We start from the raw sequence: 26,798 nt of genomic DNA, 5'->3' as shown, positions 1-26,798 counted from the left end.
GGACCCGGACACCGGTTCGCCCGCAGTCCCCGCACCTCGGTCGTCATCGCCCCAGGACCGGATCCCTCCCGTTCTGACCCGGTGACGCCCTGCCGCCGTCGTGCCCTCGCGCGGATCGCCGCACGAGCCGCACGGTCGTGGAAAACTAGGCGGAGACCACCCGGGTCGCCAGGTGAAAGGCCTCATGATGAGCACCCTCGCAGCGCAGCACCAGCCGTCCTCCTCGGAGGAGGACCTCATCGCCCTGTTCGACGTCCGCCCCACGGACGCCCCGACGCCGCCCGCCGAGCGCGAGGCCGCGATCGCGGCCCCGAAGTTCGGCACGGTCTTCACGGACCACATGGCGCGGATCAGCTGGAACTCGACCGACGGGTGGGTCGACCGCCGCATCGAGAAGTACGGCCCCCTCCTGCTGGACCCGGCGACCGCCGTCCTGCACTACGCGCAGGAGATCTTCGAGGGCATGAAGGCGTACCGCCACGCCGACGGGTCGGTGTGGACGTTCCGCCCCGAGGCGAACGCGGCGCGCTTCGCGCGCTCGGCGCACCGGCTCGCGCTGCCCGCGCTCTCGGTCGACGACTTCGTCGGGTCGATCACCGCGCTCGTGCGCACGGACGTCGACTGGGTCCCCACGGGCGACGAGGCGAGCCTCTACCTGCGTCCGTTCATGTACGCGTCGGAGGCGTTCCTCGGCGTGCGCCCGTCGCTCGAGGCCGAGTACCTGGTGATCGCCTCCCCGGTCGGGCCCTACTTCTCGGGCGGCGTGAAGCCCGTGTCGATCTGGGTCGACCGCGAGTACAGCCGCGCCGGCGCCGGCGGCACCGGTGACGCGAAGTGCGGCGGCAACTACGCCTCCAGCCTGCTCCCGCAGGTGGTCGCGCAGCAGCACGGGTGCGAGCAGGTGTGCTTCCTCGACTCCGGGACGCGCACGTTCCTCGAGGAGCTCGGCGGCATGAACGTGTTCGTCGTCAAGGCGGACGGCTCGGTCGAGACGCCGGAGCTCAGCGGCTCGATCCTCGAGGGCGTGACGCGCTCGTCGATCATCCGCCTCCTCACCGACCGCGGGCACGACGTGGTCGAGCGTCGCATCCCGCTCACCGACGTCCTCGCCGGGATCCGAGACGGCTCCGTGACCGAGGTGTTCGCGTGCGGTACGGCCGCCGTCATCACGCCGATCGGCCGCCTCGCGGGCTCTGACTTCGACCACACCATCGGTGGCGGCGAGGCCGGGACGCTCACGATGGCGGTCCGCGCCGAGCTCACGGACATCCAGACCGGGCGTGCGGCCGACCGCCACGGCTGGCTGCGCCGGCTCGCCTGAGGCGCGGCACTCCGCACCCTGCACGACGACGGGGCGCGCCTCCTGCGGGAGGTGCGCCCCGTCGTCGTCGGTGGGCAGAGCGCGCGCCGCGGGCCGCCGCGCGGAGCCTCAGACCGTCGCCGGCCGCACGACGATGGTGCGCCCGGCGACGCCCGCGAGCAGCGACCAGACCGCGATGCCGATCAGCAGGTTGATGAGCCCGGACAGGGCTGCCGCCGTGACGTCGCTCGACCAGGCGAACGGGAGCACCGCGATCACCACGATGACGAGCGCCATGATCCAGCCGAAGAACGCGCGGGGGCGCGGGGTGCTGAGGATGAGCAGGTGCAGGACCCCCGCCGCGAGGACGGCGAGGATCGCGCCGTCGATCGCCCACGCCGCCTGGCGCGACCCCGTGCCGAACAGGTCGGGCGGCGGGACGAGCGTGATCGCGAAGATGCGCTCGAAGATGATCACGCCGAGCATGCCGATGAGCGCGGCGACGAGCGCCGTCGCCGCGGCGCCCGCCCAGAACCGGCCCGCTTCGACCGCGAGGCGCGGGTCCGCGGGGTTGACCGGAGGCCGTGGTTCCGGGAACCCGGCCTGCGGGTCCGTCGGGGGGATCGCGGGTGGCTGGGCGTGCTGCGGCACGGGCGGCTGCCCGTACCGGCGCGTCGGGGGGTTCTGCGGATCGTAGCCGCCCGGCGTCGGGTCGCTCATCGTCACTCCTCGGTCGGTCGCCGCCGCGCCCGAGGGCGGTGGGCGGCTCGGTGGATGGACGCTCGTGTCCATCCTCGCGGAACCTGTGGCACCATGTGCCCTGTGACACACCTCGTCTCCCAGCTCATTATCGAGTAGCGCGCCCGGTAGCACTCACCGGACGCGCAGACCTCCCGCACCCTCGGGGGGTTTTTTTGTTGCTGGGCACCACCCCCGCCCGGCGGCACGGATGCCGGGCCACCCGCCTCACGAGGGCCCCACCCGGCGTCCTGGGAGACGGACCAGAGGGACGGACGCAGCGGCGTCCGCGACACGACGAACGGCAGGAAGAGGCACCATGACCTCGGCGACGACCCCCGTGACCGGCCCCCGCGAGGCCCGGGTCTTCCACGTCTACGACACGACCCTGCGCGACGGCGCGCAGCAGGAGGGCATGAACCTCTCCGTCGCCGACAAGCTCGCCATCGCGCCGCTGCTCGACGAGCTCGGCGTCGGGTTCATCGAGGGCGGCTGGCCCGGTGCGGTCCCCAAGGACACGGAGTTCTTCCGCCGTGCGGCCAAGGAGCTCGACCTGCGCCACGCCGTGCTCGCGGCGTTCGGCTCGACCCGCAAGGCCGGCCTGCGCGCGTGGGACGACCCGCAGGTGCGGGCGCTCGTCGACTCCGAGGCGCCGGTCGTGACGCTCGTCGCCAAGTCCGACGTCCGGCACGTCGAGCGCGCGCTGCGCACGACTCCCGACGAGGGCCTCGCGATGATCACCGACACCGTGTCGTTCCTCGTGGGCGAGGGCCGCCGGGTCGTCGTCGACGCGGAGCACTTCTTCGACGGCTACCGGTACGACCCGGCGTTCACGCGGTCCGCCGTGCAGGCGGCGTTCGAGGCCGGGGCCGAGGTCGTGGCCCTGTGCGACACCAACGGCGGGATGCTGCCGACCTGGGTCGTCGAGGTCGTCGAGGAGCTGCGCGACGCCGTCGGGCTCCCGCACGGGCGCGACGCGCTCCCGGGCGACGCGCTGCTCGGCATGCACGCGCACAACGACTCCGGGTGCGCGGTGGCGAACACCCTCGCGGCCGTCGAGGCGGGCGCGGCCCACGTGCAGGGGACGGTCAACGGGTACGGGGAGCGGACGGGCAACGTCGACCTCCTCACGGTCGTCGCGAACCTCGAGCTCAAGCACGGGCTGCGGACCTTGACCGGGGAGGGCCTGGAGGAGTCCACGCGCATCTCGCACGCGATCAGCGAGATCACCAACATCTCCCCGTACGCGCGCCAGCCGTACGTCGGCGCGAGCGCGTTCGCGCACAAGGCCGGCCTGCACGCGAGCGCGATCAAGGTCGACCCCGACCTCTACCAGCACATCGACCCGACGGCGGTCGGCAACGACATCCGCATGCTCGTCTCCGACATGGCCGGCCGCGCGTCGATCGAGCTCAAGGGCCGCGAGCTCGGGTTCGACCTCTCGGGCCAGGGCGAGCTGCTCACCCGCGTGACGAACCGGGTCAAGGACGACGAGGCCAACGGGTACACCTACGAGGCCGCGGACGCCTCGTTCGAGCTGCTGCTCCGCGAGGAGATCACGGGCGAGCGTCCCCCGTACTTCCGCGTCGAGAGCTGGCGCACGATCGTCGAGCGGGCCGGGTCGCGCGGTACCGAGGCCACGGCCGAGGCGACCGTCAAGCTCCACGCCGGGGGCGAGCGCATCGTCACGACCGGCGAGGGGAACGGGCCCGTCAACGCGCTCGACCACGCGCTCCGGCTCGCCCTCGGGCGCGTCTACCCCGAGATCGAGGTCTTCGAGCTCATCGACTTCAAGGTCCGCATCCTCGACACCGAGCAGGGGACCGACGCGATCACGCGCGTGCTCATCGAGACGACCGACGGCTCGACGTCGTGGTCGACGGTCGGCGTCGGGCCGAACCTCATCGAGGCGGCCTGGGAGGCGTTGACCGACTCCGCGATCTACGGCCTCGTCCACGCGGGGGTCGACCCTCGCTGAGCCGTCGCCGGACGGTCGTGACCGACGTCTCCCGCCGAGCCGCCGCCCCGCGGGCTTAGGGTGGACGGGTGCGTGGTGAGTACAAGGTCCCCGGTGGCAAGCTCGTAGCGGTCGACGTCGAGGTGGAGGCCGGGCGGCTCGCCCGCGTCGCGGTGAGCGGTGACTTCTTCCTCGAGCCGGACGACGCGCTCGAGGACATCGACGGCGCGCTGACGGGCATGCCCGAGACGGCGACGGTCGCGCAGCTCGCGAGCGCCGTGCAGGGCGCTCTCGACGAGGGCGTCACGATGATCGGCTTCTCGCCGGAGGCCGTGGCCATCGCGGTCCGGCGAGCACTTGGGCACGCGACGGGCTGGGGCGACCACACCTTCGAGATCGTGCACGAGGGCCCGGAGGAGCCGGCGATGCACCTCGCGCTCGACCAGGTGCTCACGGAGGAGCTCGACGCCGGTCACCGGGGCCCGACGCTGCGGATCTGGGAGTGGGCGTCGCCCGCGGTGATCATCGGCTCGTTCCAGTCGCTGCGCAACGAGGTGGACCCGGAGGGCGCGGAGCGCCACGGCGTGACGGTCGTGCGCCGCATCTCCGGCGGGGGCGCGATGTTCGTCGAGCCGGGGAACACCATCACCTACTCGCTCTACGTCCCGGGCTCCCTCGTGGAGGGGCTGAGCTTCGAGCGCTCGTACGCGTTCCTCGACGACTGGGTGCTCGGCGCGCTCGCGGACGTCGGCGTCGAGGCGACGTACAAGCCGCTCAACGACATCGCGTCGCCCGCGGGCAAGATCGCGGGCGCGGCGCAGAAGCGGCTGCGCGGGGGAGCGGTGCTCCACCACGTGACGATGGCGTACGACATCGACGCGGACAAGATGCTCGAGGTGCTGCGGATCGGCCGCGAGAAGCTCTCGGACAAGGGCACGACGAGCGCGAACAAGCGCGTCGACCCGGTGCGCTCGCAGACGGGCATGGCGCGCGAGGACGTCATCGAGGCGTTCAAGGCGCACTTCCGGTCGCGCTACCGCACGGTCGAGGGCAAGGTCACGCCCGAGGAGCGCGAGCGCGCCCAGGAGCTCGCGCGGACGAAGTTCTCGACGCCGGAGTGGACCGCGCGCGTCCCGTGACGCCCTCACCCCGTGAGGTAGAACCGCCGGTCGCGAGGTAGAGCTCCCGGGGTTCTACGTCGCGACCGCGAGTTCTACCTCGGCGTGGGTCGCGGGCCGAAGACGGCGGTGCCGACGCGGACGATCGTCGCGCCCTCGGCGATCGCGAGCTCCAGGTCGCCGCTCATGCCCATCGACAGCTCGCGCGCGTCTCCGGTCCCGGGAGCGCCCGAGGTCACGACGGCGTCGCGCACCTCGCGCAGGCGCGCGAAGCCCGCGCGCACCACCGTCTCGTCCGGCGAGTTCGCGCCGATCGTCATGAAGCCTCGCAGGCGCAGACCCTCGAGCGCGGCGACGGCGGTCGCGAGGGCGGGCGCGTCGTCGGGCCGGACGCCCGACTTGGACTCCTCGCCCGAGACGTTCACCTGGACGAGCACGTCGAGCACCCTGCCGTCACGCGCGGAGCGCGCCGCGAGCGCCTCGGCGAGCGCGAGCGAGTCCACGCTCTCGACGCCCGTCGCCGTCGCGAGGACCTGGTTGACCTTGTTGCGCTGGAGGTGCCCGATCATGCGGACCTCGACGCGGCCGACCGCCACGAGGTCGGCGAGGTCGGGCGCCTTGGCGACCAGCTCCTGCACGCGGTTCTCGCCGATCAGGTCCGCGCCGGCCTCGACGACCGCGCGCACGGCGTCCGCGGGCTGCGTCTTGGTCGCCACGAGCAGCCGCACGTCCGACGGCGCGCGCCCGGCCGCGCGGGCGGCGTCGTCGACCCGGGACCGTACCCGGGCGAGGTTCTGCGCGATCTGCGCGGGCAGCGCGGACGACGGGTCGGGGAGGGGCATGCGGTCAGTCTAGGCCGGGCAGGTCGCCCGAGATCCGGGTCGTCTCAGGGTGGTCCCGGATCGGCATCGGCGGTCTGATCGGCGAGAATGGTGGGGAAAGGACGGTGCCGTGAAGACACTGCTCAACATCATCTGGCTCGTGTTCGCCGGGCTCTGGCTCGCCCTGGGCTACGTCCTGGCGGGCATCATCTGCTGCATCCTCATCGTCACGATCCCGTTCGGCATCGCGTCGTTCCGCATCGCGGGCTACGCGCTGTGGCCGTTCGGCCGCACGGTCGTCGACAAGCCGACCGCGGGCGCGTGGTCGACGATCGGGAACGTCATCTGGGTGGTCGTCGCCGGGATCTGGCTCGCGATCGGGCACGTCGTCACCGCGATCCCGCTGTTCGTGTCGATCATCGGCATCCCGCTCGGGATCGCGAACCTCAAGATGATCCCGGTCTCGCTCCTGCCGCTCGGCAAGGACATCGTCCCGACCGACGCCCCGTACACCGCCTACCAGCGCTGACCGACCGCGAGAGAGGGGCCCCGGCAGCGCGAGGTAGAGGCCTGGTCATGGCCAGACCTCTCTCTCGGCCGACGGGCCTCTACCTCGCGAGGGAGGCGGCGGTGCCGTCCGTGAGGCGCAGGAGGTCCGACGGCGCGAGGCCGACGTCGAGGCCGCGGCGGCCGCCCGAGACGTAGACGGCGTCGAACGCGAGCGCGGTGTCGTCGAGGAACGTCCGGTGGCGCTGCTTCTGGCCGAGCGGCGAGATGCCGCCGACGACGTAGCCCGTCGCGCGCTCGGCCGCGGCGGGCTCGGCCATGGCCGCCTTCTTGCCGCCCGCCGCCTTGGCGAGCGCCTTGAGGTCGAGCTGGCGGTCGACCGGCACGACGCCCACGACGAGCGCGGCGCCGTCGACGACGGCGAGCAGGGTCTTGAACACCTGCTCCGCGGGCACCCCGATCGCCGCCGCGGCCTCCAGGCCGTACGACAGGTCGCTCGACGGGTCGTGCTCGTACGGGTGCAGCGTGTGGGCGACGCCCTCGCGCTCGAGGAGCGCGACCGCGGGCGTGCCGGCGTGCGCGGACGACTTCGACTTCTTGGCCACGGGCCGATTCTGCCGCAGCGCCGCGCTATACGTTGACGTCGAGCAGCGACCCGATCGCGTAGGTCACGCCCATCGCGACCGCGCCGCCGACGACGGTCCTGACCGTCGCGCGCCGGGTCGGCGCGTTCCCGAGGCGGGCCGAGCCCCAGCCCGTGAGCACCAGCGCGAGCACGACGGCGACGAACGTCAGCGGGATGCGCACGGCCTGCGGTGCGAGGAGGATCGCCGCGAACGGCAGCAGGCCGCCCACCGTGAACGACGCGATGGAGGCGACCGCGGCCTCCCACGGGCTCGTGAGCTCGTCGGGGTCGATGTGCAGCTCGGCGTCGGCGTGCGCGGCGAGCGGGTCGCGCTCGGTGAGCTGGACGGCGACCTGGTGCGCGAGGTCCGGCGTCAGACCCTTCGCCTCGTAGATCCCCGTGAGCTCCTCGAGCTCGGCGTCCGGCATCTCGGCGAGCTCGCGCCGCTCGGTCGCGAGCAGCGCCCGCTCGGTGTCGCGCTGCGTGCTCACGGAGACGTACTCGCCCGCCGCCATGGACAGGGCCCCCGCGAGGAGCGCCGCGCCGCCCGCCGTCGCGATGACGGGGACCGACGTGCTCGTCGCGGCGACTCCCACGACGACGCCCGCCGTCGACACGATGCCGTCGTTGGCGCCGAGGACCCCGGCGCGCAGCCGGTTGAGCCGTGACCCCGTGCTCTCCGGGTGGTGGGGTTCACCGAGGTGCTGACCGTTGCGCGGCGCGTCGCTCATGGGTTCCACCGTAGGGGCCCACCGGCCCGGCGCGACCGGAGGCCGTGCGGGCCTCCGCCGCGGGGCCGACGACGTAATGAGCGTGCGTCCCGGCGGCGCGGTGAGGTCTGATCGGGGCATGGCGATCGAGCTGGCGACCCCGGACGTCGACGGGCTGGGCGAGGCCCTGGACGCGCTGCGTGCATGGCAGGACGACGCGGCGCCGCTGCAGCTGCACCCCGGCGACGTGGGCTGGTTCTGGCGGTTCGGCGCGCAGGAGACCGCCGCCGCGCTGCGGACGTGGCGCCGCGACGGACGGGTCGTCGCCGTCGGGCTGCTCGACGGCCCCGACCTGCTCCGCCTGGGGATCGCGCCGGACCTGCAGCGCGACGACGAGCTCGCACGCCGCCTCGCCGACGACGCCGGTCGACCCGAGCGCGGCGTGCTGGGGGAGGGCGGCGCGTCGGTCGAAGCACCGGTCGGAGCCCTCGTCGACGAGTACCTGGCGGTGGCGGGCTGGCGCGTCGACGAGCGGTGGGCGCTCCTGCGCCGCGACCTGGCCGCCCCGGTCGAGGACCCGGCGGTCCGGGTGCGCGAGGTGGGGCCGCCGGAAGCCGCCGCGTGGGCCGAGACGCTCCGCTCGTCGTTCGGCGGGACGCGGGCCGCTCCGGAGCGCTGGCACGCCCTGGCGACCGGGCTCCCGTACGCGGACGCACGCTGCCTCGTCGTGCACGACGGCTCGCCCGGAGGCGGTCCGTCCGACGGCGAGACGCCCGACGGCGGCCCGGGGCCCGCCGTGGCGGTGATCGGCGTGTGGTCGGCCGGCCCGGGCCGACCCGGGCTGATCGAGCCCATGGGGGTGCACGCCGACCACCGCGGCCGTGGGCTCGGCCGGGCGGTCACCCTCGCCGGGCTGGTGGCGCTGCGGGAGCTGGGCGCGTCGAGCGCGCTCGTCGCGACGCCGGCGTCCAACGTCGGGGGTGTCGCCACGTACGTCTCGGCGGGGTTCACCCACCTGCCGGAGCGGTTCGACCGGCGGCGCGAGGCCGGCTGACCGCGCCGCCGGCCAGGCCGCGAGTGAGACCGTCGCCGCAGGTCGCGCCCCGTCCTCTACGCTGCTCGGCGTGACGCAGGGGAACTTCACGGACGACCGACCGACCACACGCGCGGAGCGCTACGAGCACGGGAGAGGAGTGTTCGGCGCCGTCAACGAGACGGCGGGCGCCGTCCTCGCGGAGGCGCTCGCGGACGTCTCGCCCGAGCTCGAGCACCAGATCTCGGCCTGGGCGTACGGCGAGATCTACGCGCGACCGCACCTGGAGCCGCGCGACCGGCAGCTCGTCACGCTCGGGATGCTCAGTGCTCTCGGCGGGTGCGAGCCCCAGCTCGAGATCCACGTCCGCACCGCGCTCGACGTCGGTCTCACGCCGGCCGAGATCGTCGAGGCGCTGCTGCAGTCGGCCGTCTACTGCGGGTTCCCGCGGGCGCTCAACGCGACTGCCGTGGCGAAGCAGGTCTTCGCCGAGCGCGGGCTGCTGCCGGTCGACTGAGCGGTCGGGGGCCCGGGGGTTCCCGGGACCGTGGCGCCGACGTGGGCGCCACGGTGTCGGCGCTCGTCGCGGCGTCGGCCTACAGCGGCCCGACCGCGAGCACGGTCACGACCGGCTCGCCCGCTTCGTCGCTCGCCGCGAGGTCGACGCTCGCCGTGATCGCCCAGTCGTGGTCGCCGGCCGGGTCGTCGAGCACCTGCCGCACGAGCCACGTGCCCGCGGGGACGACCCCGCCCGGGGCGTGCTCCGCCGTCGGGCCTTCGTGGCCGGCCGGGACCTCCGCGCCGGCCTCGACGACCTGGAACAGCGCCGCGGCACGGGCGCCGGGGCCGATGCCGACCGCGTCGTCGCCCTGGTCCTCGAACAGCGGGTCGAGCGCGTCGCCCCACGCGTCCGCGTCCCAGCCCGCGCCGCCGTCGAGCGCGCCGAGCGCGCGATAGTCCTCGCGCGACGCGAGCTCGACGCGGCGGAACAGCGCGTTGCGCACGAGCCGCCGGAACGAGCGCGGGTTGCCCGTGACCGGCCGGGTCGGCGCCTCGGCACCCGCGCCGGAGAGCGGCCCGTCGCCGACCTCGGTGTCCGCGTCGTCGTCGACGGGGTGCGCCAGGCGCTCCCACTCGTCGAGGAGCGACGAGTCGACGCCGCGCACCAGCTCGCCGAGCCACTCGACGATCTCCTGCACCTCCTCGGTGCGGTGCTCCTCGGGGACGACCTGGCGCAGCGCGCGGTAGGCGTCCGCGAGGTAGCGCAGCACGACGCCCTCGGTGCGCTCGAGCCCGTAGACGGACACGAACTCCGCGAACGTCATGGCGCGCTCGACCATGTCGCGGACCACGGACTTGGGGGAGAGCTCGGCGTCCGCGACCCACGGGTTGGACCGCTTGTACATCGCGAACGCGGGCGCCAGCAGCTCCTCGAGCGGCTTGGGCCACGTGATCTCCTCGAGCAGCGCCATGCGCTCCTCGTACTCGTACCCCTCGGCCTTCATCGCGGCCACGGCCTCGCCCTTGGCGGCGTTCTGCTGCGCGTAGAGCACCTGGCGCGGGTCGTCGAGGGTCGCCTCGATGACGGAGACGACGTCGAGCGCGTGGGTCGCGCCCTCGACGTCGAGCAGGTCCAGAGCCGCGAGCGCGAACGGCGACAACGGCTGGTTGAGCGCGAACTCGCGCGGCAGGTCGCCGACGAGCCGCACGCTCGGGCGGTAGCCCGTGGGGCGCGACGGGTCGGGCACGCGCACGCGCTCGACGATCCCGGCGACGCGCAGCGAGCGGTAGATGCGCAGCGTCTGGCGCACGTGCTCGCGGCGCTGGGTGTCGGTGTCGTGGTTCGCGAGGAGCAGGTGCCGCATCGCCTCGACCGGGTCGCGTCGCGGGTCGGACACGTCGACCGTCCCGCGCCCGTGCTGGGCCGTGCGCGCGAGGACGTTGAGCACCATGGCGTGCGTCACGGTGAAATGGCTGGTCAGCGGCTCGGGCTCGGCGTCGCGCAGGCGCTCGAACGTCGCGTCGGTCCAGTTGACCGACCCCTGCGGCGCCTTCTTGCGGACGATCTTCTTGAGCTTCTTCGGGTCGTCGCCCGCCTTGGCGAGCATCTTGCGGTTCTCGATGACGTGGTCGGGCGCCATGACGAGCACCTCGCCCACGGTGTCGTACCCGGCGCGGCCCGCGCGGCCGGCGATCTGGTGGAACTCGCGCGCCGTGAGGTGACGCATGCGCTCGCCGTCGAACTTCACGAGGCTCGTGAGCAGCACGGTGCGGATGGGCACGTTGATGCCGACGCCGAGCGTGTCCGTGCCGCACACGACCTTGAGCAGCCCCGCCTGCGTGAGGCGCTCGACGACGCGCCGGTACTTGGGCAGCATGCCCGCGTGGTGCACGCCGACGCCGTGCCGCAGGAACTTGCTCAGCGTCTTGCCGAACCCGGTGCCGAAGCGGAAGTCGCCCAGCTCGGCCGCGATCGCCTCCTTCTCGGACTTCGTCGCGACGTTCATGGACAGCAGCGACTGCGCGCGCTCGACGGCGTCCTTCTGCGTGAAGTGCACGACGTACACGGGGGCGCGGCGCGTGCTGACGAGCTCCTCGATGACCTCGGTGAGCGGCTCGACGACGTAGCTGAAGTGCAGCGGGACCGGCCGCTCGGCCGTGGTGACCTCGGCGACGGGGCGCCCCGTGCGCTCCTCGAGCTCCTCGACGAACCGCGTGGTGTCGCCGAGCGTCGCGGACATGAGCAGGAACTGGGTGTTCGGCAGCTCGAGCAGGGGGACCTGCCACGCCCAGCCGCGCTGCGGGTCGGCGTAGAAGTGGAACTCGTCCATGACGACCTGGGAGATCGCGTCGTCGTCGACAGGTCCGTCGGCGACACCGTCACCGCCGCCGCGGCGCAGCGCGATGTTCGCGAGGATCTCCGCCGTGCAGCAGATGATCGGGGCGTCGGGGTTCACGGCGGAGTCGCCCGTCGTCATGCCGACGTTCTTGGACCCGAACGCCGCGACGAGCGCGAAGAACTTCTCGCTCACGAGCGCCTTGAGCGGCGCGGTGTAGTACGTGCGGCCGCCGCGGCCTGACCGGTGCGCGGCGAGCGCGGCGAACTGCGCGCCCATCGCGACGAGCGACTTCCCCGAGCCCGTGGGCGTCGACAGGATGACGTGCGAGCCGGTGACCAGCTCGATGAGCGCCTCGCTCTGGTGCGGGTACAGCTCCAGACCCTGCTCGGTCGCCCAGGTGGTGAACCCCTCGTAGAGCGCGTCCGGGTCGGGGGCCTTGCCCGTCGGGGCGGGCACGTGCGCGAGGAGAGCCGGGGTGCGGCCGGTCGTGGTGGTCACGGGACGAGTCTGTCAGGTGTGGAGCACCGGGGTCGTCGGCAGCCCGTCGCACCGGCCGCGGGGTCGGTGCGGATCTGGCGCTGCCGAACCCGGGGTTGTTCCCCGGTTCCCCGCCGGACTGGGGGACGACCCCGGGTTCGGAAGATCGGGAGATCGGGGCACAAGGGGTTGATAGCGCTGTCAACGTGTGCGAGGGTATGCCGCGGGACCGGCGTCGAGGCCGGTCCCGGCCTCCGAGTCATCGATGACCACCGACCCCACGCCGCCGTGGGACCAAGGGGAGCACCACATGCGGACAGACAGCGCTGTCAACGCTGATCGCGATCCATTCCCGGCCCGTACCGGACCGTCCCGCTCTCGTCCGCCGCGTCCCGGCGGACACCGGCGTCGCGCGGGCGGCGCCGTCGTCGCCCTCGCCACCGCGGCGAGCCTCGCGCTCCCGCTGGCTGCGTACGCCGCGCCCGGGATCGGGGCGTCGCCCGCGACCGCCACCGGGACGGAGGCAGCGACGGGGTCCGATGCCGCCGCTGCCGCCGTCGACGGCCCGCTGGTCGACTACGTGAACCCGTTCATCGGGACCAAGGACGACGGCAACACCTACCCCGGCGCCGCCGTGCCGTTCGGCATGGTGCAGCTCTCGCCGGACAACGGCCACAACGTCGGGTACGACTACGACCGCACGTCGGTGCGCGGGTTCTCGCTCGTGCACCTGTCGGGCGTCGGCTGCGGCCTCGGCGGCCCGCTCCCGACCCTGCCGACGACGGGCGCGATCACGTCCACCGACTACGGCCAGTACGCGCTCGGCTTCTCGCACGACGACGAGGAGGCCTCGCCGGGGTACTACCGCGTCGGCCTCCAGGCCGCCGCGGGCACGATCGAGGCCGAGCTCACCGCGACCGCGCGCACGGGCGTCCAGCGGTACACGTTCCCCGCGACGGCGCAGGCCAACGTCCTGCTCAACGCTGGCCAGGCGCTCAACCGCGTGACGGAGTCCGACGTGCGCGTCGTCGACGACCGCACGGTCGAGACCCGGATCACCGTGCGCGGCTTCTGCCAGGACACCGAGCCGCAGACGATCTGGACCCGCACGACCTTCGACCGCCCCTTCGTCGCGCACGGCACGTGGGATGGCGCGACCGTCACCGCGGGCTCGGACGCCGCGTCCGGGGGCGAGGGGCGGCGCGGCGCGTACGTCACGTTCGACACCACGGGCGGCGACCTCGACGTCGAGGCCGTCACCGCGATGAGCTACGTCGGCGCCGACGGCGCCGCGGCGAACCTCGCGGCGGAGACCGGCACGTTCGACGCCGTGCACGACGCCGCGCGCTCGGCCTGGGAGGAGCGCCTCGGCCTCGTGCAGGTCGGGCAGGGGGCCGAGGACGACCTGCGCACGTTCTACTCGTCGCTCTACCGCAGCTTCCTCGCGCCGAACGTCGGCTCCGACGTCGACGGGCGCTACCGCGGCTGGGACCAGGAGGTCCACGCCGCGGAACCGGACTTCACGTACTACCAGAACTACTCGCTCTGGGACACGTACCGCACCCAGCAGCAGCTCCTGTACCTGCTCGCGCCCGACGAGTCTGCCGACATGGCGCTCTCCCTCGTGCGCCAGGGCCAGCAGGGCGGCTGGCTCCCGCGCTGGGGCTACGGCACGGTCGAGACGAACATCATGACCGGCGACCCGGCGACGCCGTTCCTCGTCAGCGCCTGGCGGCAGGGCCTGCTCGCGGGCCACGAGGAGGAGACGTACGCCGTCCTGCAGCAGAACGCCGACGGCGTCCCGCCCGCCGACTCGCCGTTCAACGGACGCGCGGCGAACGTCGAGTACCTGCGCGACGGGTTCGTCCCGCACGAGCCCGCGCGCTCCGGCAAGCCGGGGGACTACGACCTCCAGCACGGCGCCTCGGCGACCATGGAGTACGCCCTCGCCGACGCGATGCTTTCGACGATGGCGCGCGGCCTCGGCCACGACGAGGACGCCGACCGGTACGCGGCCCGCGGCCAGAGCTACCGCAACGTCTTCGACCCGCGCACGGGCAACTTCCGGGCGCGCAGCGCCGACGGCTTCTTCGTCGGCGACGCGGACCCCGCGCACTCCGACGGGTTCCACGAGGGCACGGCCGTCCAGTACCAGTGGCTCGTGCCGCAGGACGTGCCGGGCCTGTTCGACCTCATGGGCGGTACCGACGCCGCGATCGACCGCCTCGACGCGTTCTTCGCGTACGACGAACTCGTCGCCGACCCCGCGCGCGTCGCGAGCGAGGTCTGGGTCAACGGCACGTACGACTACTACGGCTGGGAGACCTACAACCCGAACAACGAGCCGAACCTCCACGCGCCGTACGTCTACCTGTGGACCGGGCAGCCCTGGAAGACGACGGACGTCGTGCGCGCCGCGTCGACGCTGTTCACCGACGGCCCCGACGGCGTCACGGGCAACGACGACCTCGGCACCATGTCCGCCTGGCACGTGCTGTCGTCGATCGGCGTGTACCCGATCGTGCCGGGCACCGACCTGTGGGGCCTGACGACCCCGCTGTTCGACGACGTGACCATCACGCTCGACCCCGAGGTCTTCGGTCGGGACTCGCTGCACCTCACGGCGGACGGTGTCGCGCCCGACGCGCACTACACGCAGTCCGTGTCGCTCGGCGGCGAGCCGCTCGACCGCGCCTGGGTCACGGGTGACGAGCTCACCGCGGCGGGCACGCTCGACGTGACCGTCGGCACCGAGCCGTCCGCGTGGGCGACCGACCCCGCGGCCTCGCCGGGCGCCGTCGTGCCCGCGGACGGCACGGTCGAGCGCCTGTTCGTCGGGGCGACGCCGCGACAGCCGGTCCTCACGCCGGGCGGGCAGACCGACGTCGCCGTCCAGGTCGTCGCGCAGGGCGCGGGGACGTCCAGCGGGACGCTCGCGGTGACGTCCGACGGCGCGGTCACCGCGACGACCGACCTCGCCGACTGGACCGCCGAGTCCGCCGGCCTGCCGGCCACGGTCGAGGGCACGGTCACGCTCGCCGCACCCGCGGACGCCGAGCCGGGGCTCCACACCGTGCGGCTCGTCGTGCGTGACGCCGCGGGCACCGAGGCGGTGCGCGAGGTGCAGGTCGTGGTGTCCGGAGAGTCGTGGATCGCGGGCGCGTTCGACAACGTCGGCATCGGCGACGCCGGGGCGGCCAACGCGAACCTCGACGGCTCGGGCGCCTATCTCCTGCGCGACCTGCTCGCTGACCTCGGCGCCGTCCAGGGTCTGGAGCTCACCGTGCCGGGCACGGACCTCACCTACACGCTCGGGGCACCGCCGGCGGGCACGCCCGACAACGTCGCCGCGAGCGGCGAGGTCCTCGAGGTGCCCGAGCACCTGCGCTCGGCCCGCCACCTCTCGGTGGTGGGGACGAGCACGCACGGCACGCACGGGGGAGGCCTCGTGCTCGGGTTCGCCGACGGCACGTCGCAGACCGTCGACGTGCGGCTCAGCGACTGGTGCACGGGCTCGCCCGAGCCCGGCAACATCACGGTCGCGAAGGCGGGGGCGCGCGGCGACCGCGAGAACGTGCAGAAGATCGGCTGCGGCCTCTACGCCACCGCGCCCGTCGCGATCCCCGACGGCAAGGTCCTGACGTCGGTCACGCTGCCGGACGACGAGCGGTTCCACGTGTTCGCGATCGCGACCGACGCGACGGGGGTCGTCCCCGCGCCGCAGGTCGAGGTCACGGCACAGGCCCGCTGCCTCGCCGGCAAGGCGTTCGTCGCGGTGCGCGCGCTCAACACCGGCGAGCAGGCCGCCGCGATCGAGCTCGCGACGCCGTACGGCTCGAAGCTCTTCGGTGACGTCGCGCCCGGGGCGAACGCGTACCAGTCGTTCGCCACCCGCGCCGCCGGCGTCGAGGCGGGCGAGGTCACGGTCACCGTGACGACGCCCGACGGCGAGCCCCAGCAGGTCACGGCCGCGTACGCCGCCGCCGCCTGCTCCTGATCGACGGTGGTGCGGGGCCGCACGGTCCCGCACCACCGTCCTCCATCCCTGCCCTCCCGCTCCTTCGTCCCGTGAGGACCCGCATGTCTCGAACACGTCTCGCGCGCACCACGGTGCGGCGCGCCGTTGCGGCGGTCTCCGCCACGGCGGTCCTGGCCGCCGGCCTCTCTCTCGCGCCCGCCGTCGGGCTCGCAGGCCCGGCGCTCGCCGCCGCACCCGACCTCGTCGAGGACCCCGTCTCCTACGTCGACCCGTTCGTCGGCACCGGCCAGGCGACGGGCGTCGTCGGGGAGATCAACAACTTCCCCGGACCGTCGATGCCGTTCGGCATGATGCAGCTCTCGCCCGACACCCAGGTCTCCGTGGGCAACGGCGACAAGGCGTACGCCGGCTACCGGTACTCGCACCAGGCGATCCGTGGCTTCTCCATGACGCACGCGGCGGCCGGGTGCTGGATCTTCGGCGACGTCCCGATCCTCCCGGTGACGGGCGACGTCGGGCAGTACCCGTGGGACCGCAAGGAGGCGTTCAGCCACGACGCGGAGAGCGCGAAGGTCGGCCGGTACGCGGTGACGCTCCAGTCGTCGGGGATCGAGGCGGAGCTGTCGGCCGCGACCCGCTCGGGCGGGCTGACGTTCGACTACCCGGAGGGCGACGCCGCGTCGCAGGTGATCGTCAACGCCGCGGGCTCGCTCGCGAGCGTGCGGAACGCGACGGTCCAGGTCGAGGACGCGCGCACGGTCACCGGGTCGGTGACGAGCGGCGGGTTCTGTGGCAAGAACAACACCCACACGACGTACTTCGCGATCGAGCTCGACCAGGACGCGCAGGCGTTCGGCACGTGGCAGGGCTCGACCGTCTCGCCCGGCGACCCGTCGGCCGACGGCAACGGCGCGGGCGCGTGGCTCACCTTCGCGCCCGGCGCGACCGTGCACGCGAAGGTCGGCATGTCCTACGTGAGCGTCGAGGGCGCGCGCGCCAACCTCGCGGCCGAGATCCCGGGCTTCGACTTCGACGCCGTGCGCGACGCGAACCGCGCCGCGTGGGCCGACCTGCTCGGGAAGGTCCGCGTCGCGGGGCAGGACGAGGACGACCTCACGATGTTCTACACCTCGCTCTACCACTCGCTGCTGCACCCGAACACGTTCACCGACGTGGACGGGCGGTACATCGGGTTCGACGGCGCGGTCCACACCGCTCCGGAGGGTCACGAGCGGTACGCGAACTTCTCCGACTGGGACACCTACCGGTCGCTCGGCGCGCTCCAGGCCCTCCTGGCGCCCGACCGCGCGTCGGACATGGCGCAGTCGCTCGTCGAGGTCGCCGACCAGTCCGGGTGGCTGCCGCGGTGGCCCGTCGCGAACCAGCACACGGGCCAGATGACGGGCGACTCCTCGGTGCCGCTCATCGCGAGCATGTACGCGTTCGGGGCGCGCGACTTCGACGCGGAGTCGGCGCTCGCGCACATGGTCAAGGGCGCGACGAGCGCGGCGCCCACGGAGAACGGGTACGTCCAGCGGCGCGGGATCGAGACCTACCTGGAGCGCGGCTACGCGCCGCAGACCGAGGAGTTCCGCGGCGACCACCGCGTCGTCGGCGCGTCCATCACGCTCGAGTGGTCGATCGCCGACTTCGCGATCGGCCAGCTCGCGGCCGCGCTCGGCCAGGACGACGTCGCCACCGAGTACGCCGCGCGCGGCCAGTGGTGGCAGAACGTGCACGACCCGGTGACCCGCACGGCGGGCGCCCGCAACGAGGACGGGACGTTCGTGCGGTCGCAGGGCGGCGGCGGGTTCGGTCAGGAGGGCTTCGACGAGGGCAACGCGGAGCAGTACACGTGGCTCGTGCCCCAGAACGTCGCGGCGCTCACCGAGGCGCTCGGCGGGCGCGAGGCCACCGTGGAGCGGCTCGACGCGTTCACCGCGCAGCACAACGCCGGACCCAACGAGCCGTACCTGTGGATCGGCAACGAGCCGAACTTCGGCGTCCCGTGGCTGTACGACTACGTGGGCCAGCCGTGGCGCACGAGCGAGCTCGTCGACGAGCTGACCTCCACGCTGTTCCGGCCCGAGCCGAACGGCAAGCCCGGCAACGACGACCTCGGCGCCCAGGCCGGCTGGTACGTGTGGGCTGCCATGGGTCTGTACCCGACGACGCCCGGCACGGACGTGCTGGCGCTCAACGCGCCGCGCTTCGACCGCGTCGTGGTCGACCTCGGCGAGGGCGACACGCTCGACCTGCGCGCCCCCGGCGCCTCGACCGGCGCCCGCTACATCAGCGGCGTCACGGTCGACGGCGCGGCCTGGGACGGGACCTCGCTGCCGCGCCACGTGGCGCACGAGGGCGGCGTCGTCGAGCTCGCGATGTCGACCGAGCGCGACACCACGTGGGGGACCGCGATCGAGGACGCGCCGCCGTCGTGGCGCGGCGGCGAGTCCGCCGTCGTCGCCGCGGCGGACCCGGGCCTCGTGACGGTCGCGCCCGGCGGGTCGGCCGACGCGTCGGTGGCCGTGCAGCTCTTCGGGGCCGACGCCGCGGACGTGCGCGTCGCGGTCGATGCTCCCGACGGCATCGGGGTCGGCGAGCCCGCGCTCGTCGACGACGGCTCGGGCCACCTCACCGGGACGGTCCCCGTCCAGGTGGGTGCCGGCGTCGCGTCCGGGTACCACGACGCGCGCCTCGTGGTCTCGGCCGGGGACGACGACGTCGAGGTGCCCCTCACCGTCCTCGTCGCCGCGCCCGGGTCGCTCGTCGCGGCCTACGACACGGTCGGCACCGCGCCCGAGGCGAACCGTGGCGTCGGGAACTTCGACGCGGCCGGCAACTCGTTCTCGCGCGAGGCGCTCGCCGACGCCGGGCTCACGCCCGGGTCGGTGCACGAGGTCGACGGCCTGGCGTTCACGTGGCCGTCCTCGCCCGTGGGGCGCCCGGACTCGGTCACGCTCACCGGCGAGACCGTGCGGCTCGACGCGCCGACGAGCCGGCTCGCGTTCGTCGGCGCGGCAACCGACGGGACCCACCGCGGGACCGCGGTCGTGACGCTCGACGACGGCAGCACCGCGTCCACGACGATCGGCTTCGGTGACTGGGTGCTGCCCAGCGCGGACGGGTCGCCCGTGGAGGGCAACTCCGTCGTCGCGCAGATGAACCGGCGCAACGGCGACAAGGACAGCGCGTTCGTGTTCGCCACGGACCCGTACACCGCCCCCGAGGGCCGGCGCGTGGTCGCCGTGACGTTCCCCGACGTCGACGACCTGCACGTGTTCGCGATCGCGACCGAGCCCGCCGCGGACGTCCACCTCGTCGACGTGACGGTCTCCCCGCGCTGCCTCGCCGGGACCCCGTACGTGGCGGTGCGCGCGGCGAACGCCTCCGCCGGGGCCGTCGACGTCGACCTCACCACGGGCGTGGGCTCGCGGTCCTTCACGGCCGTCGCTCCCGGCGCGAACGCCTACCAGTCGTTCGCCGCCCGCGGCGCGACCGGGGACGTCGACGTCACCGTCACGGCCACGGGGGAGGAGGGGACGCAGACGGTCACGCAGGCCGTCGTCGTCCCGCGCTGCTCCTGACCGACGACGGGCCTGCACCGACCACTCGGTGCGGGCCCGTCCTCGTGCTCGACCGCCGTACCGCTCGACCGCTCGAACGCAGTACCCGCAGTACCCGCACGACCGCACGCCCGGTCGGTCTCACCGACCGCACCGACGCACGACCGACAACGACGAGAGGGACGACCCATGACCGGTACGACGACGTACCCGGCCCCGCGACCCCGCGACCGCCGGACCACCGCGCCGCTCGCCCTGCTGGCGGCGCTCACCACGCTCGCGCTCCTGCTCGCCGCGGCGCTCCAGGCGCCCGCGGCGCGCGCCGCGGAGGAGTTCACGCCCACCGAGGTGGTCGGCGCCGGCACCACCTGGCGCTACCTGGACGACAACACCGACCCGGCCGCGGGTAACGCGGACCGGACCGTGTGGGCCGACCCGGCGTTCGACGACTCGGCGTGGAAGACCGGCCGGCCGGGCTTCGGCGCGGTCAACGGGACCGCGAGCGGCATCGGCGGCGGCAACACCATCACGACGCTGCTGAGCTACTGGATCACGCAGACCCCCAAGGTCGTCGTGCCCGCCTACTTCTTCCGCACGACCGTGACCCTCGACGAGGCGACGCTCGACGAGATCACCGGCCTGCGCGGCACGCTCGTCTACGACGACTCCGCCACCGTGTACGTCAACGGCGAGCGAGTCGCCGGCTGGGGCGACTCGATGATCACCCGGAACCTGCAGTACCAGGACAAGGCGGGCGCGACCGCGCCGCTGCGCGAGACCCTCGTCATCCCGGCCGACGTGCTCGTCCCGGGCGAGAACACGATCGCGGTCGAGATCCACCAGTGCAACGAGACGAGCTCGGACGTCTTCTTCTCCCTCGCGCTCTCCACCACCGACGACCCGTCGATGCCGTTCCCGCAGGACGTCCTCGACCGGACCTACGCGTCCGACGCGACGCCGTCGGCCCCAGCGGGGCAGGACTGGTTCACCTGGATGCTGCGCGGGTTCGCCGACCTGCGGGCGAACCACCCGGAGATCCTCTCGCCCAACGAGCCCGGCCAGCCGACGAGCGCCAACGACCTGGGCTCGCTCGCGCGCAACAACGCGTACGTCGCCGGCGACGCGCAGGTGCAGCGCGCCCTGACCGACGGGCGCGGCTCGGCGTACGAGACCATGGCGGACGCGCTCGGCAGCGAGCTGGGGCCGATCTACCGCGACGCGCTCGCCGACGGCCGGCTCCCCAAGACGAAGGCCCTGCTGTCCGGGCGCGTCGAGAAGTCGGTCGGCAACCACGAGCCCGCCAAGGCCGCGTACGACTACAAGCGGCCGTTCGTCCGCCTCGGCTTCACGTCCGCCGGCGGCCACGTCAACGCGTTCGAGACCTCCGGCAGCTACGAGGGCCTGCGCAACAACGGCTCGTTCCCCAGCGGGCACACGAACCACGGCTACGCGCAGGGCACCGTGCTCGCCACGCTCCTGCCGGAGCTCGCGCCGCAGATCCTCGCGCGCGCGTCCGAGTACGGCGACAACCGCCTCGTGCTCGGCTTCCACTACCCCCTCGACGTCATGGGCGGCCGCATGGCCGGGCAGAACATCGCGCAGCTCCGCTGGTCCGACCCCGCGTTCCGCGTGCTCCTCGAGCAGGCCCGGACCGAGCTCGTCACCGTGCTGGAGCGGGCGTGCGGTGACGAGATCGCGGTGTGCGCGCAGGACCAGGTGCCCTACCTCCCCACGGACCAGGCGCTCGCGGTCTACGGCCAGCGCCTCACGTACGGGTTCCCGCGCGTCGGCGAGGCGGGGCTCGAGGTCCAGGTGCCGGCGGGTGCCGAGGACCTGCTGCGCACCGCGTTCCCCGACCTCACGGGCGACCAGCGCCGCCTCGTCCTCGCCGCGACCGCGCTCGACTCGGGCTACGCGCTCGACGTCGCGGGCGAGGCCGAGTGGCAGCGCCTCGACCTCGCGGCCGCCATGGCGGCGGACGTCGTCGTGAACGCCGACGGCACGCTCACCGTGGACGGTGAGGTCGTCGGCGAGCCGACGGCGCCGCTCGTCGACGTCGAGACGTCCGCGCGCTGCCTCGCCGGTGCGCCGTACGTCGCGGTCCGCGCCCGCAACGTGTCCGACGTCGCGCTCGACGTCGCGCTCGTCACCGGCGCGGGGGAGAAGACCTTCGCCGCGGTGGCCGCCGGCGCGAACGCGTACCAGTCGTTCGCTGTGCGCGGCGTGGAGACGGGCGCGGACGTGCCCGTGACCGTCACGGCGACCGGCCCGGGCGGCGCGACCCAGGAGGTCGCGCGGGACGTCGTCGTCCCGGCCTGCGGCTGACGGACCGACCCGGGAGGCAGCCTGCGACACAGCGGGAAAAGCCTCCCGGGTCACTTCTCCGGGTCAGGTCTTCCGGTCGAAGAACTGCCTGGCGCCCCGTCGAGGTCTCGGGCACGCTGGTGCCCCCCCAGCGACGACGGAGGCGCAGTGACCGAGGAGTACCAGGGCAGGCCCGCGACGCACGCGGAGACGCCGCAGGAGTGGCGCGCGTGGCTCGCCGCGCACCACGACGACCCGGAGCCGGGGGTGTGGTTGCTCACCTGGCGCCGCGAGAGCGGCCGTGCGACCTACGGGTACGAGCCCTGGATCGAGGAGGCGCTGTCCTACGGCTGGATCGACGGCCAGGCCGCGACGGTCGACGCCGACCGGCACGCGCTCTGGTTCACGCGCCGCCGCCGCGGCAGCCGGTGGACCCGGCTCAGCAAGGAGCGCGTCGCGCGCGTCGAGGCGGACGGGCGCATGACGGACGCCGGCCGCGCCGTCGTGGACGCTGCCAAGGCTGACGGGTCGTGGACGCGGCACGACGACGCCGAGGCCCTCGTGGTGCCCGACGACCTCGCCGCGGCGCTCGCGGAGCGGCCCGGCGCCCGTGAGCGCTTCGACGCGTTCACGCCCGGGGTCCGGCGCTCGATCCTCGGCTGGATCGTCGAGGCGAAGCGGCCCGAGACCCGTGCGCGCCGGATCGCGGAGACCGCCGAGCAGGCCGAGCAGGGCGTCGCGGCCCACCAGCCGCGCCGCTGACGCGCGTCAGCTCGGGAAGCTCGCGACCCCCACGTGCGCCGTGGTGAGGTCGGGCCCGTCGACGAGGAGCACGAGGTTGCCGTAGCCGTCCTCCGGCGTGAAGCTCCTGTCGACGAACCGGGACCCCTCGGGGACCTCGACCACCGAGGTGTCCTGGAGGAGGGGCCCGGGCTCACCGGCGGGGGGCCGGCTGAGGTCGTCGAGGGAGAGCTGGAACGCGTCCCGCGCGAACCGGTCCACCGACTCTCTCGGCGCGGTGAACGTCACGGTGTACGCGTAGTGGTACCCCGGCACCTCCTCGTCGTCGACCGTGACGTCCGTGGCGTCGTCCGGGAGCTCCAGCCCGGCCAGGGCGAGGACTTCGCTCGGGTCGCTCGACATCGGTGCCTCCTGCGTGCTGCTCGACGGATCGGGTTCGCGGGGCGTGGTCGGCCCGCACCCCGCGGCGGCCAGGCCGACCACGAGGAGCGCGACGAGCGCGGTGCCGCGGCGCCGGTGTGCGGTGCTCATCCTGTCCCTTCGCTGTGCCGTGTCGACGACGACCCGACCATGGTGAACTCCTGCGCGAGACCCTTGCGGTGGAACTCCTGGAGCTCGGCGTCGGTGATCGTGAGGGGGCCGATCTGGGTCGACTTCGTGCCGTCCCAGTTGTAGCGGTCCCGGTAGTTCACCCCGGTGTCCATCTCGTAGCGCCAGGGACCGCCCGGTGGGTCGGGCGGGTAGACGGTGACCTGTCCCGACACGTTGTAGGAGAACCCGCCCGTCGCGTAGTACCAGTTCTTGTCCTGGTCGGGACCGGCGTAGTAGCCCTTCCAGTCCGTGTTGACCGGCATCGTCACCGGGCCGTCGGCACCCGACTCCTGCGCGACGCGCACCGCGTCGGCGCCGAGCTGTGCCTCGCGCGCCGCGACCTGGCTCGCGAGCTCGGGGAGGTCCGCGAGCATGGTGTCGACCGGCTGCTCGAGCGTGCCGCCCGAGTTGCCGAGGTAGTGGTGCAGGTTCCGTGCCGCGTCGGGCCACGTCGCGCTGAGGGCGTTCGCGGCCTGTCTCGCGGTCCACTCCTTCACGTGGTCCCCGAACGAGGCGTCCTCGGTTTTCCACGACGGACCGTCGACGTCCGACCCCTCGTCGGGCGGGTTCCACACCGGCGGCTCGGGCGGGTCGACCTCGGTGCCGGGGACGGGTGTGCCGAGGCCGTTGGGGAACGGCGCCGGGCCGGGGACCTGGTAGGTGGGGTCGGCGGTGCCCTCCCCGCCCCCCGTGTCTCGTCGGCTCTCCTGCCGCTGGTCCTCGCGGGACCCGTCGTCCACGCCGTCGTCGTCATCCTCGGCGGGCGGCACGGGTGGTGGGCCCGGCGACGGCGAGGGCTCGGGGCCCGTCGCGGCGGCGAGGAGCACGGCCGGTCCGGTCGTCGGCGCGCCCGCGCCGACCGTCGCGGCACCCGGGCTCCCCGTCCCGGACGAGGCGCGCGACGCCTCGTCCTGGGCGTCGGCGTCGGCGCGCAGGGTCGTCGCGGCGTCGGAGAGGGTGGAGGAGGCGCGGTGCACCGTGCCACGCAGGGTCGTGGACCACTCGCCTTGGAACTGCTCGGCGTCACCCCCGCGCCACGGCGTCGTCGAGACGAGCGAGTCGACGTGGTCGCGCAGGCCGTCCAGGCGTCGGGCCGCGTCCTCGACCGAGCGGGCGAGCGCACGCAGCGCGTCGACGTCCGCGCCCCACAGGTTCCGCGTCACGAGTCCCCCTCCGATCGTGCCGGTCGCGGGGATCCTAGCAACACGGCCGGAGGGCGTGGGGCGACGGCCCGGACGCTACGGGCCGGCCGGAGCGGTCTGCCGGGTGACGCCCAGGACGGCGGCCGTGGCGTCGTCGGCGGGGAAGAACGACTCGATCGCGACCTCGTCGAGCGTGACGTCCCGCGGGGAACCGAACACCGTCATCGTGTAGAGGAACGCGAGCTCGCCCTGGGGGGTCGCGAGGCGAAGCGGCACGACGGCGTCGCTCGCCGGGGAGCGGTCGTCGCGCCGGGGCTCCGGGTGGGGGAGATAGCTCTCCACCTCGGCGAGCAGGTCGACGAGCGCCGGGTCGCCCGTGCGGTCGAGCTGGCGGCGCACGCGTCGTCGGACGTGCGCGCCCCACTCCGCGAGGTTCGCGATCCGCGCGGCGAGGCCGTCGGGGTGCAGGGTCAGGCGCAGCACGTTGACGGGAGGCGCGCGCAGCTGATCGGGCACGCCGTCGAGGAACGCACCCGCGGCGGCGTTGGCGGCGAGCAGGGTCCAGCGTCCGTCGACGGCCATCGCGGGGAACGGCTCGTGCCCCGCGAGCACGAGGTCCACGGCCCGGCGGGCGGCCGCGAGCGTCGCGGTCGACAGCGGCGTCTCGCGGTGCCGCGGCGCGTAGCCCGCCGCGAGGTAGACGTCGTTGCGCGACCGCAGCGGGACGTCGAGCTCGTCGCACAGGCGGTCGATCATGTCCCGGCTGGGCTGCGCCCGGCCGGTCTCCACGAAGCTGATGTGGCGCGGCGAGACGTCGGCGCCCAGCGCGAGGTCGAGCTGCGAGCGCCGACGCCGCACGCGCCACTCGCGCAGCATCGATCCGGCGGGTGCGTCCAGGGGAGGCATGGACCCACCCTGCCGCTCCCCGAGGGGCTGGCCAACTACCTCCGAGGTCATCGACACCGTGTCGTGGTCCGGCCGACGGTGGTGCTCCGGCCACCCGCCGGACCGCCACGGTGCCGCGGACCAGGTGCCGGCAGAGGAGGGACCATGACCGAGACGACGACGCGGACCGCGACGGCGGTCGAGCGCTACCTGGAGTTCTGGAACACGGCGGACGCGGCCGGGCGCGACCGGCTCGCGTGCGAGACGTTCTCCCGCGACGTCGAGTACGTCGCGCCCGCGGCGCGTGCCGAGGGGTGCGACGCGGTCCTGGCGTTCGCGACCGAGCTGCTCACGCACGTCGCGGGGCACCGGTTCGAGGCACGCTCGGAGCCGGACCTGCACGACGACCGGCTGCGCCTGCGGTGGCGCGCCGTCGCCCCCGACGGGTCGGAGTTCGCGACCGGCACCGACGTCCTGCACGTCCGGCCGGACGGGCTCGTGTCGTCGGTGACGACGTTCCTGGACCGCGCCCCCGACGGTTTCGCCGCGCACCACCACTGACCCGCTGAGCGCGTGAGACGGTCGCTGTCGCTTCGATACGACGGCGACCGTCTCGTGCGCTGAGCGGCTCGGGCGTCAGGCGAGGTCCCAGAGCAGCCGGTAGTAGGCGATGCGCTCGGGGTCCGGGTCGACGCCGTAGCCCGCGTACACGTCGTCGACGTGCCCGGGGCCGTAGTTCCACTCCGTGCTCCAGGCCGCGACGGCGAGGTCGGCCCAGCGGTCCGCGACCCCGAGCGAGCCGAGGTCGACGTGCGCGGCGAACGCGCCGTCGTCGTGCAGGAGCGTGTTGGGCACGCACGCGTCGCCGTGGCACACGACGAGCCGGTCGACCGCCGGGGCGGCTCCGAGCCGGGCGCGTGCCGCGGCGACCCCCATGTCCCGGTGCTCCGGGAACCACCCCTCCGGGCCGTCGCCGCGGGCGAGGCGCGCGTCGGCGCGCGCCACGCGGTCCTCGACGGCCCAGGTGAACGGGCACGAGGCGACGGGCAGCGCGTCGTGCAGCGCGCGCAACCCACGCCCGATCGCGACCGCGGCGGTCGCCGGGTCGGCGACCCAGCGCGGCTCGACCGCGGACCGGCCCGGGACGGCGCGTGTGACGAGCCAGGCGCCGTCGCCGTCGGACCCCTGGGCGAGGACGTGCGGGACCGGGGCGCGGTCGCCGACCCACGCGAGGCGCTCCGCCTCGCCGGGCAGGTCGATCTCGGGCGTCCCGGCGGGGACCCACTTGGCGAACCGGGTTCCGTCGGCACCGTCGAGCCGGAAGGTCAGGCCGCCCAGCTCGTTGCGCCACACGGGCGTGACGGCGTCGCCGCCCGCGAGCGCGCGGACGGCCTCGGGCACGACGACCGGACCGGTCGGGACGGCGGCGAGCGGGGGGCGGGTCATGCGCGCGATCCTCGCACG

The 26,798-nt window shown here is 74.0% G+C and carries 20 protein-coding genes; 11 read left to right on the top strand and 9 right to left on the bottom strand.

Going from position 1 to position 26,798, the window contains the following annotated elements; genetic code table 11:
• Positions 1-187: 187 nt before the first annotated feature.
• Positions 188-1,321 carry a branched-chain amino acid aminotransferase gene (locus tag JOE63_RS15640; RefSeq protein WP_087472441.1) on the top strand — a complete coding sequence of 378 codons (1,134 nt, stop codon included), beginning with the start codon at positions 188-190 and terminating at the stop codon, positions 1,319-1,321.
• A 108-nt stretch (positions 1,322-1,429) separates the two neighbouring features.
• Here JOE63_RS15640 and JOE63_RS15635 read toward each other — a convergent pair whose 3' ends face one another.
• Positions 1,430-2,020: a hypothetical protein gene (locus JOE63_RS15635; protein WP_087472440.1), complete on the bottom strand. Its 591-nt coding sequence runs from the start codon at positions 2,018-2,020 to the stop codon at positions 1,430-1,432.
• 337 nt (positions 2,021-2,357) lie between these two features.
• Here JOE63_RS15635 and cimA point away from each other — a divergent pair, with 337 nt between their 5' ends.
• Both cimA and JOE63_RS15625 read left to right on the top strand, forming a co-directional pair.
• Complete coding sequence (cimA, locus tag JOE63_RS15630; RefSeq protein WP_087469416.1) at positions 2,358-4,016, top strand: citramalate synthase; 1,659 nt, start codon at positions 2,358-2,360, stop codon at positions 4,014-4,016.
• A gap of 68 nt (positions 4,017-4,084) precedes the next feature.
• Positions 4,085-5,134: a lipoate--protein ligase family protein gene (locus tag JOE63_RS15625; protein ID WP_204542507.1), complete on the top strand. Its 1,050-nt coding sequence runs from the start codon at positions 4,085-4,087 to the stop codon at positions 5,132-5,134.
• Between the two features lie 74 nt (positions 5,135-5,208).
• Here the strand turns inward: JOE63_RS15625 and JOE63_RS15620 are convergent, their stop codons facing one another.
• Positions 5,209-5,955, bottom strand: a complete 747-nt coding sequence (locus tag JOE63_RS15620; protein WP_204542506.1) for a YggS family pyridoxal phosphate-dependent enzyme — start codon at positions 5,953-5,955, stop codon at positions 5,209-5,211.
• Between the two features lie 109 nt (positions 5,956-6,064).
• Between JOE63_RS15620 and JOE63_RS15615 the strand changes: the two genes are divergently transcribed.
• Positions 6,065-6,463: a YccF domain-containing protein gene (locus JOE63_RS15615; RefSeq protein ID WP_047232538.1), complete on the top strand. Its 399-nt coding sequence runs from the start codon at positions 6,065-6,067 to the stop codon at positions 6,461-6,463.
• A 79-nt stretch (positions 6,464-6,542) separates the two neighbouring features.
• Here the strand turns inward: JOE63_RS15615 and ybaK are convergent, their stop codons facing one another.
• Together ybaK and JOE63_RS15605 are read right to left on the bottom strand one after the other, a co-directional pair.
• Positions 6,543-7,046, bottom strand: a complete 504-nt coding sequence (gene ybaK / locus JOE63_RS15610; protein WP_087469413.1) for a Cys-tRNA(Pro) deacylase — start codon at positions 7,044-7,046, stop codon at positions 6,543-6,545.
• A 25-nt stretch (positions 7,047-7,071) separates the two neighbouring features.
• Positions 7,072-7,797: a VIT1/CCC1 transporter family protein gene (locus JOE63_RS15605; protein WP_087469412.1), complete on the bottom strand. Its 726-nt coding sequence runs from the start codon at positions 7,795-7,797 to the stop codon at positions 7,072-7,074.
• Positions 7,798-7,915: 118 nt separating this feature from the next.
• Here JOE63_RS15605 and JOE63_RS15600 point away from each other — a divergent pair, with 118 nt between their 5' ends.
• Together JOE63_RS15600 and JOE63_RS21475 are read left to right on the top strand one after the other, a co-directional pair.
• A complete protein-coding gene (locus JOE63_RS15600) occupies positions 7,916-8,830 on the top strand; it encodes a GNAT family N-acetyltransferase (protein ID WP_204542504.1) in 915 nt (304 codons plus the stop codon).
• 70 nt (positions 8,831-8,900) lie between these two features.
• On the top strand, positions 8,901-9,326 hold the full coding sequence (locus JOE63_RS21475; RefSeq protein ID WP_087469410.1) for a carboxymuconolactone decarboxylase family protein: 426 nt from the start codon (positions 8,901-8,903) through the stop codon (positions 9,324-9,326).
• 79 nt (positions 9,327-9,405) lie between these two features.
• On the opposite strand, the gene JOE63_RS15590 is transcribed toward JOE63_RS21475, so the two are convergent.
• Complete coding sequence (locus JOE63_RS15590; protein WP_204542502.1) at positions 9,406-12,147, bottom strand: DEAD/DEAH box helicase; 2,742 nt, start codon at positions 12,145-12,147, stop codon at positions 9,406-9,408.
• Between the two features lie 289 nt (positions 12,148-12,436).
• Here JOE63_RS15590 and JOE63_RS15585 point away from each other — a divergent pair, with 289 nt between their 5' ends.
• The 4 genes from JOE63_RS15585 to JOE63_RS21725 all read left to right on the top strand — a co-directional run bounded on the left by JOE63_RS15585 (position 12,437) and on the right by JOE63_RS21725 (position 22,737).
• On the top strand, positions 12,437-16,123 hold the full coding sequence (locus JOE63_RS15585; RefSeq protein ID WP_204542500.1) for a GH92 family glycosyl hydrolase: 3,687 nt from the start codon (positions 12,437-12,439) through the stop codon (positions 16,121-16,123).
• Positions 16,124-16,206: 83 nt separating this feature from the next.
• Entirely contained in the window at positions 16,207-19,692 is a 3,486-nt protein-coding gene (locus JOE63_RS15580; protein ID WP_204542498.1) for a GH92 family glycosyl hydrolase, read from the top strand.
• Positions 19,693-19,860: 168 nt separating this feature from the next.
• Complete coding sequence (locus tag JOE63_RS15575; protein WP_204542496.1) at positions 19,861-21,996, top strand: acid phosphatase; 2,136 nt, start codon at positions 19,861-19,863, stop codon at positions 21,994-21,996.
• A 147-nt stretch (positions 21,997-22,143) separates the two neighbouring features.
• A complete protein-coding gene (locus tag JOE63_RS21725) occupies positions 22,144-22,737 on the top strand; it encodes a YdeI/OmpD-associated family protein (protein WP_204542495.1) in 594 nt (197 codons plus the stop codon).
• Between the two features lie 6 nt (positions 22,738-22,743).
• On the opposite strand, the gene JOE63_RS15565 is transcribed toward JOE63_RS21725, so the two are convergent.
• From JOE63_RS15565 to JOE63_RS15555, 3 genes are all read right to left on the bottom strand, one after another.
• Positions 22,744-23,247 carry a hypothetical protein gene (locus JOE63_RS15565; protein WP_087469405.1) on the bottom strand — a complete coding sequence of 168 codons (504 nt, stop codon included), beginning with the start codon at positions 23,245-23,247 and terminating at the stop codon, positions 22,744-22,746.
• Positions 23,244-24,470: a WXG100 family type VII secretion target gene (locus JOE63_RS15560; RefSeq protein ID WP_204542494.1), complete on the bottom strand. Its 1,227-nt coding sequence runs from the start codon at positions 24,468-24,470 to the stop codon at positions 23,244-23,246. The genes JOE63_RS15565 and JOE63_RS15560 overlap by 4 nt, the downstream gene beginning before the upstream one ends.
• Positions 24,471-24,545: 75 nt before the next feature.
• Complete coding sequence (locus tag JOE63_RS15555) at positions 24,546-25,355, bottom strand: helix-turn-helix domain-containing protein (protein ID WP_204542493.1); 810 nt, start codon at positions 25,353-25,355, stop codon at positions 24,546-24,548.
• Positions 25,356-25,499: 144 nt separating this feature from the next.
• On the opposite strand from JOE63_RS15555, the gene JOE63_RS15550 reads away from it, so the two are divergent.
• The gene (locus tag JOE63_RS15550) at positions 25,500-25,895 is read left to right on the top strand and encodes a nuclear transport factor 2 family protein (protein WP_204542492.1); all 396 of its coding nucleotides are present in this window, start codon (positions 25,500-25,502) and stop codon (positions 25,893-25,895) included.
• A gap of 75 nt (positions 25,896-25,970) precedes the next feature.
• Here the strand turns inward: JOE63_RS15550 and JOE63_RS15545 are convergent, their stop codons facing one another.
• Positions 25,971-26,780 carry an aminoglycoside 3'-phosphotransferase gene (locus JOE63_RS15545; RefSeq protein ID WP_204542491.1) on the bottom strand — a complete coding sequence of 270 codons (810 nt, stop codon included), beginning with the start codon at positions 26,778-26,780 and terminating at the stop codon, positions 25,971-25,973.
• Between the last annotated feature and the right edge of the window lie 18 nt (positions 26,781-26,798).

Source organism: Cellulosimicrobium cellulans, assembly GCF_016907755.1.
Classification (GTDB): domain Bacteria; phylum Actinomycetota; class Actinomycetes; order Actinomycetales; family Cellulomonadaceae; genus Cellulosimicrobium; species Cellulosimicrobium cellulans_D.
The sequence above is the reverse complement of the archived record's forward strand: the minus strand, read 5'-3'. Positions and strand labels throughout refer to the sequence as shown.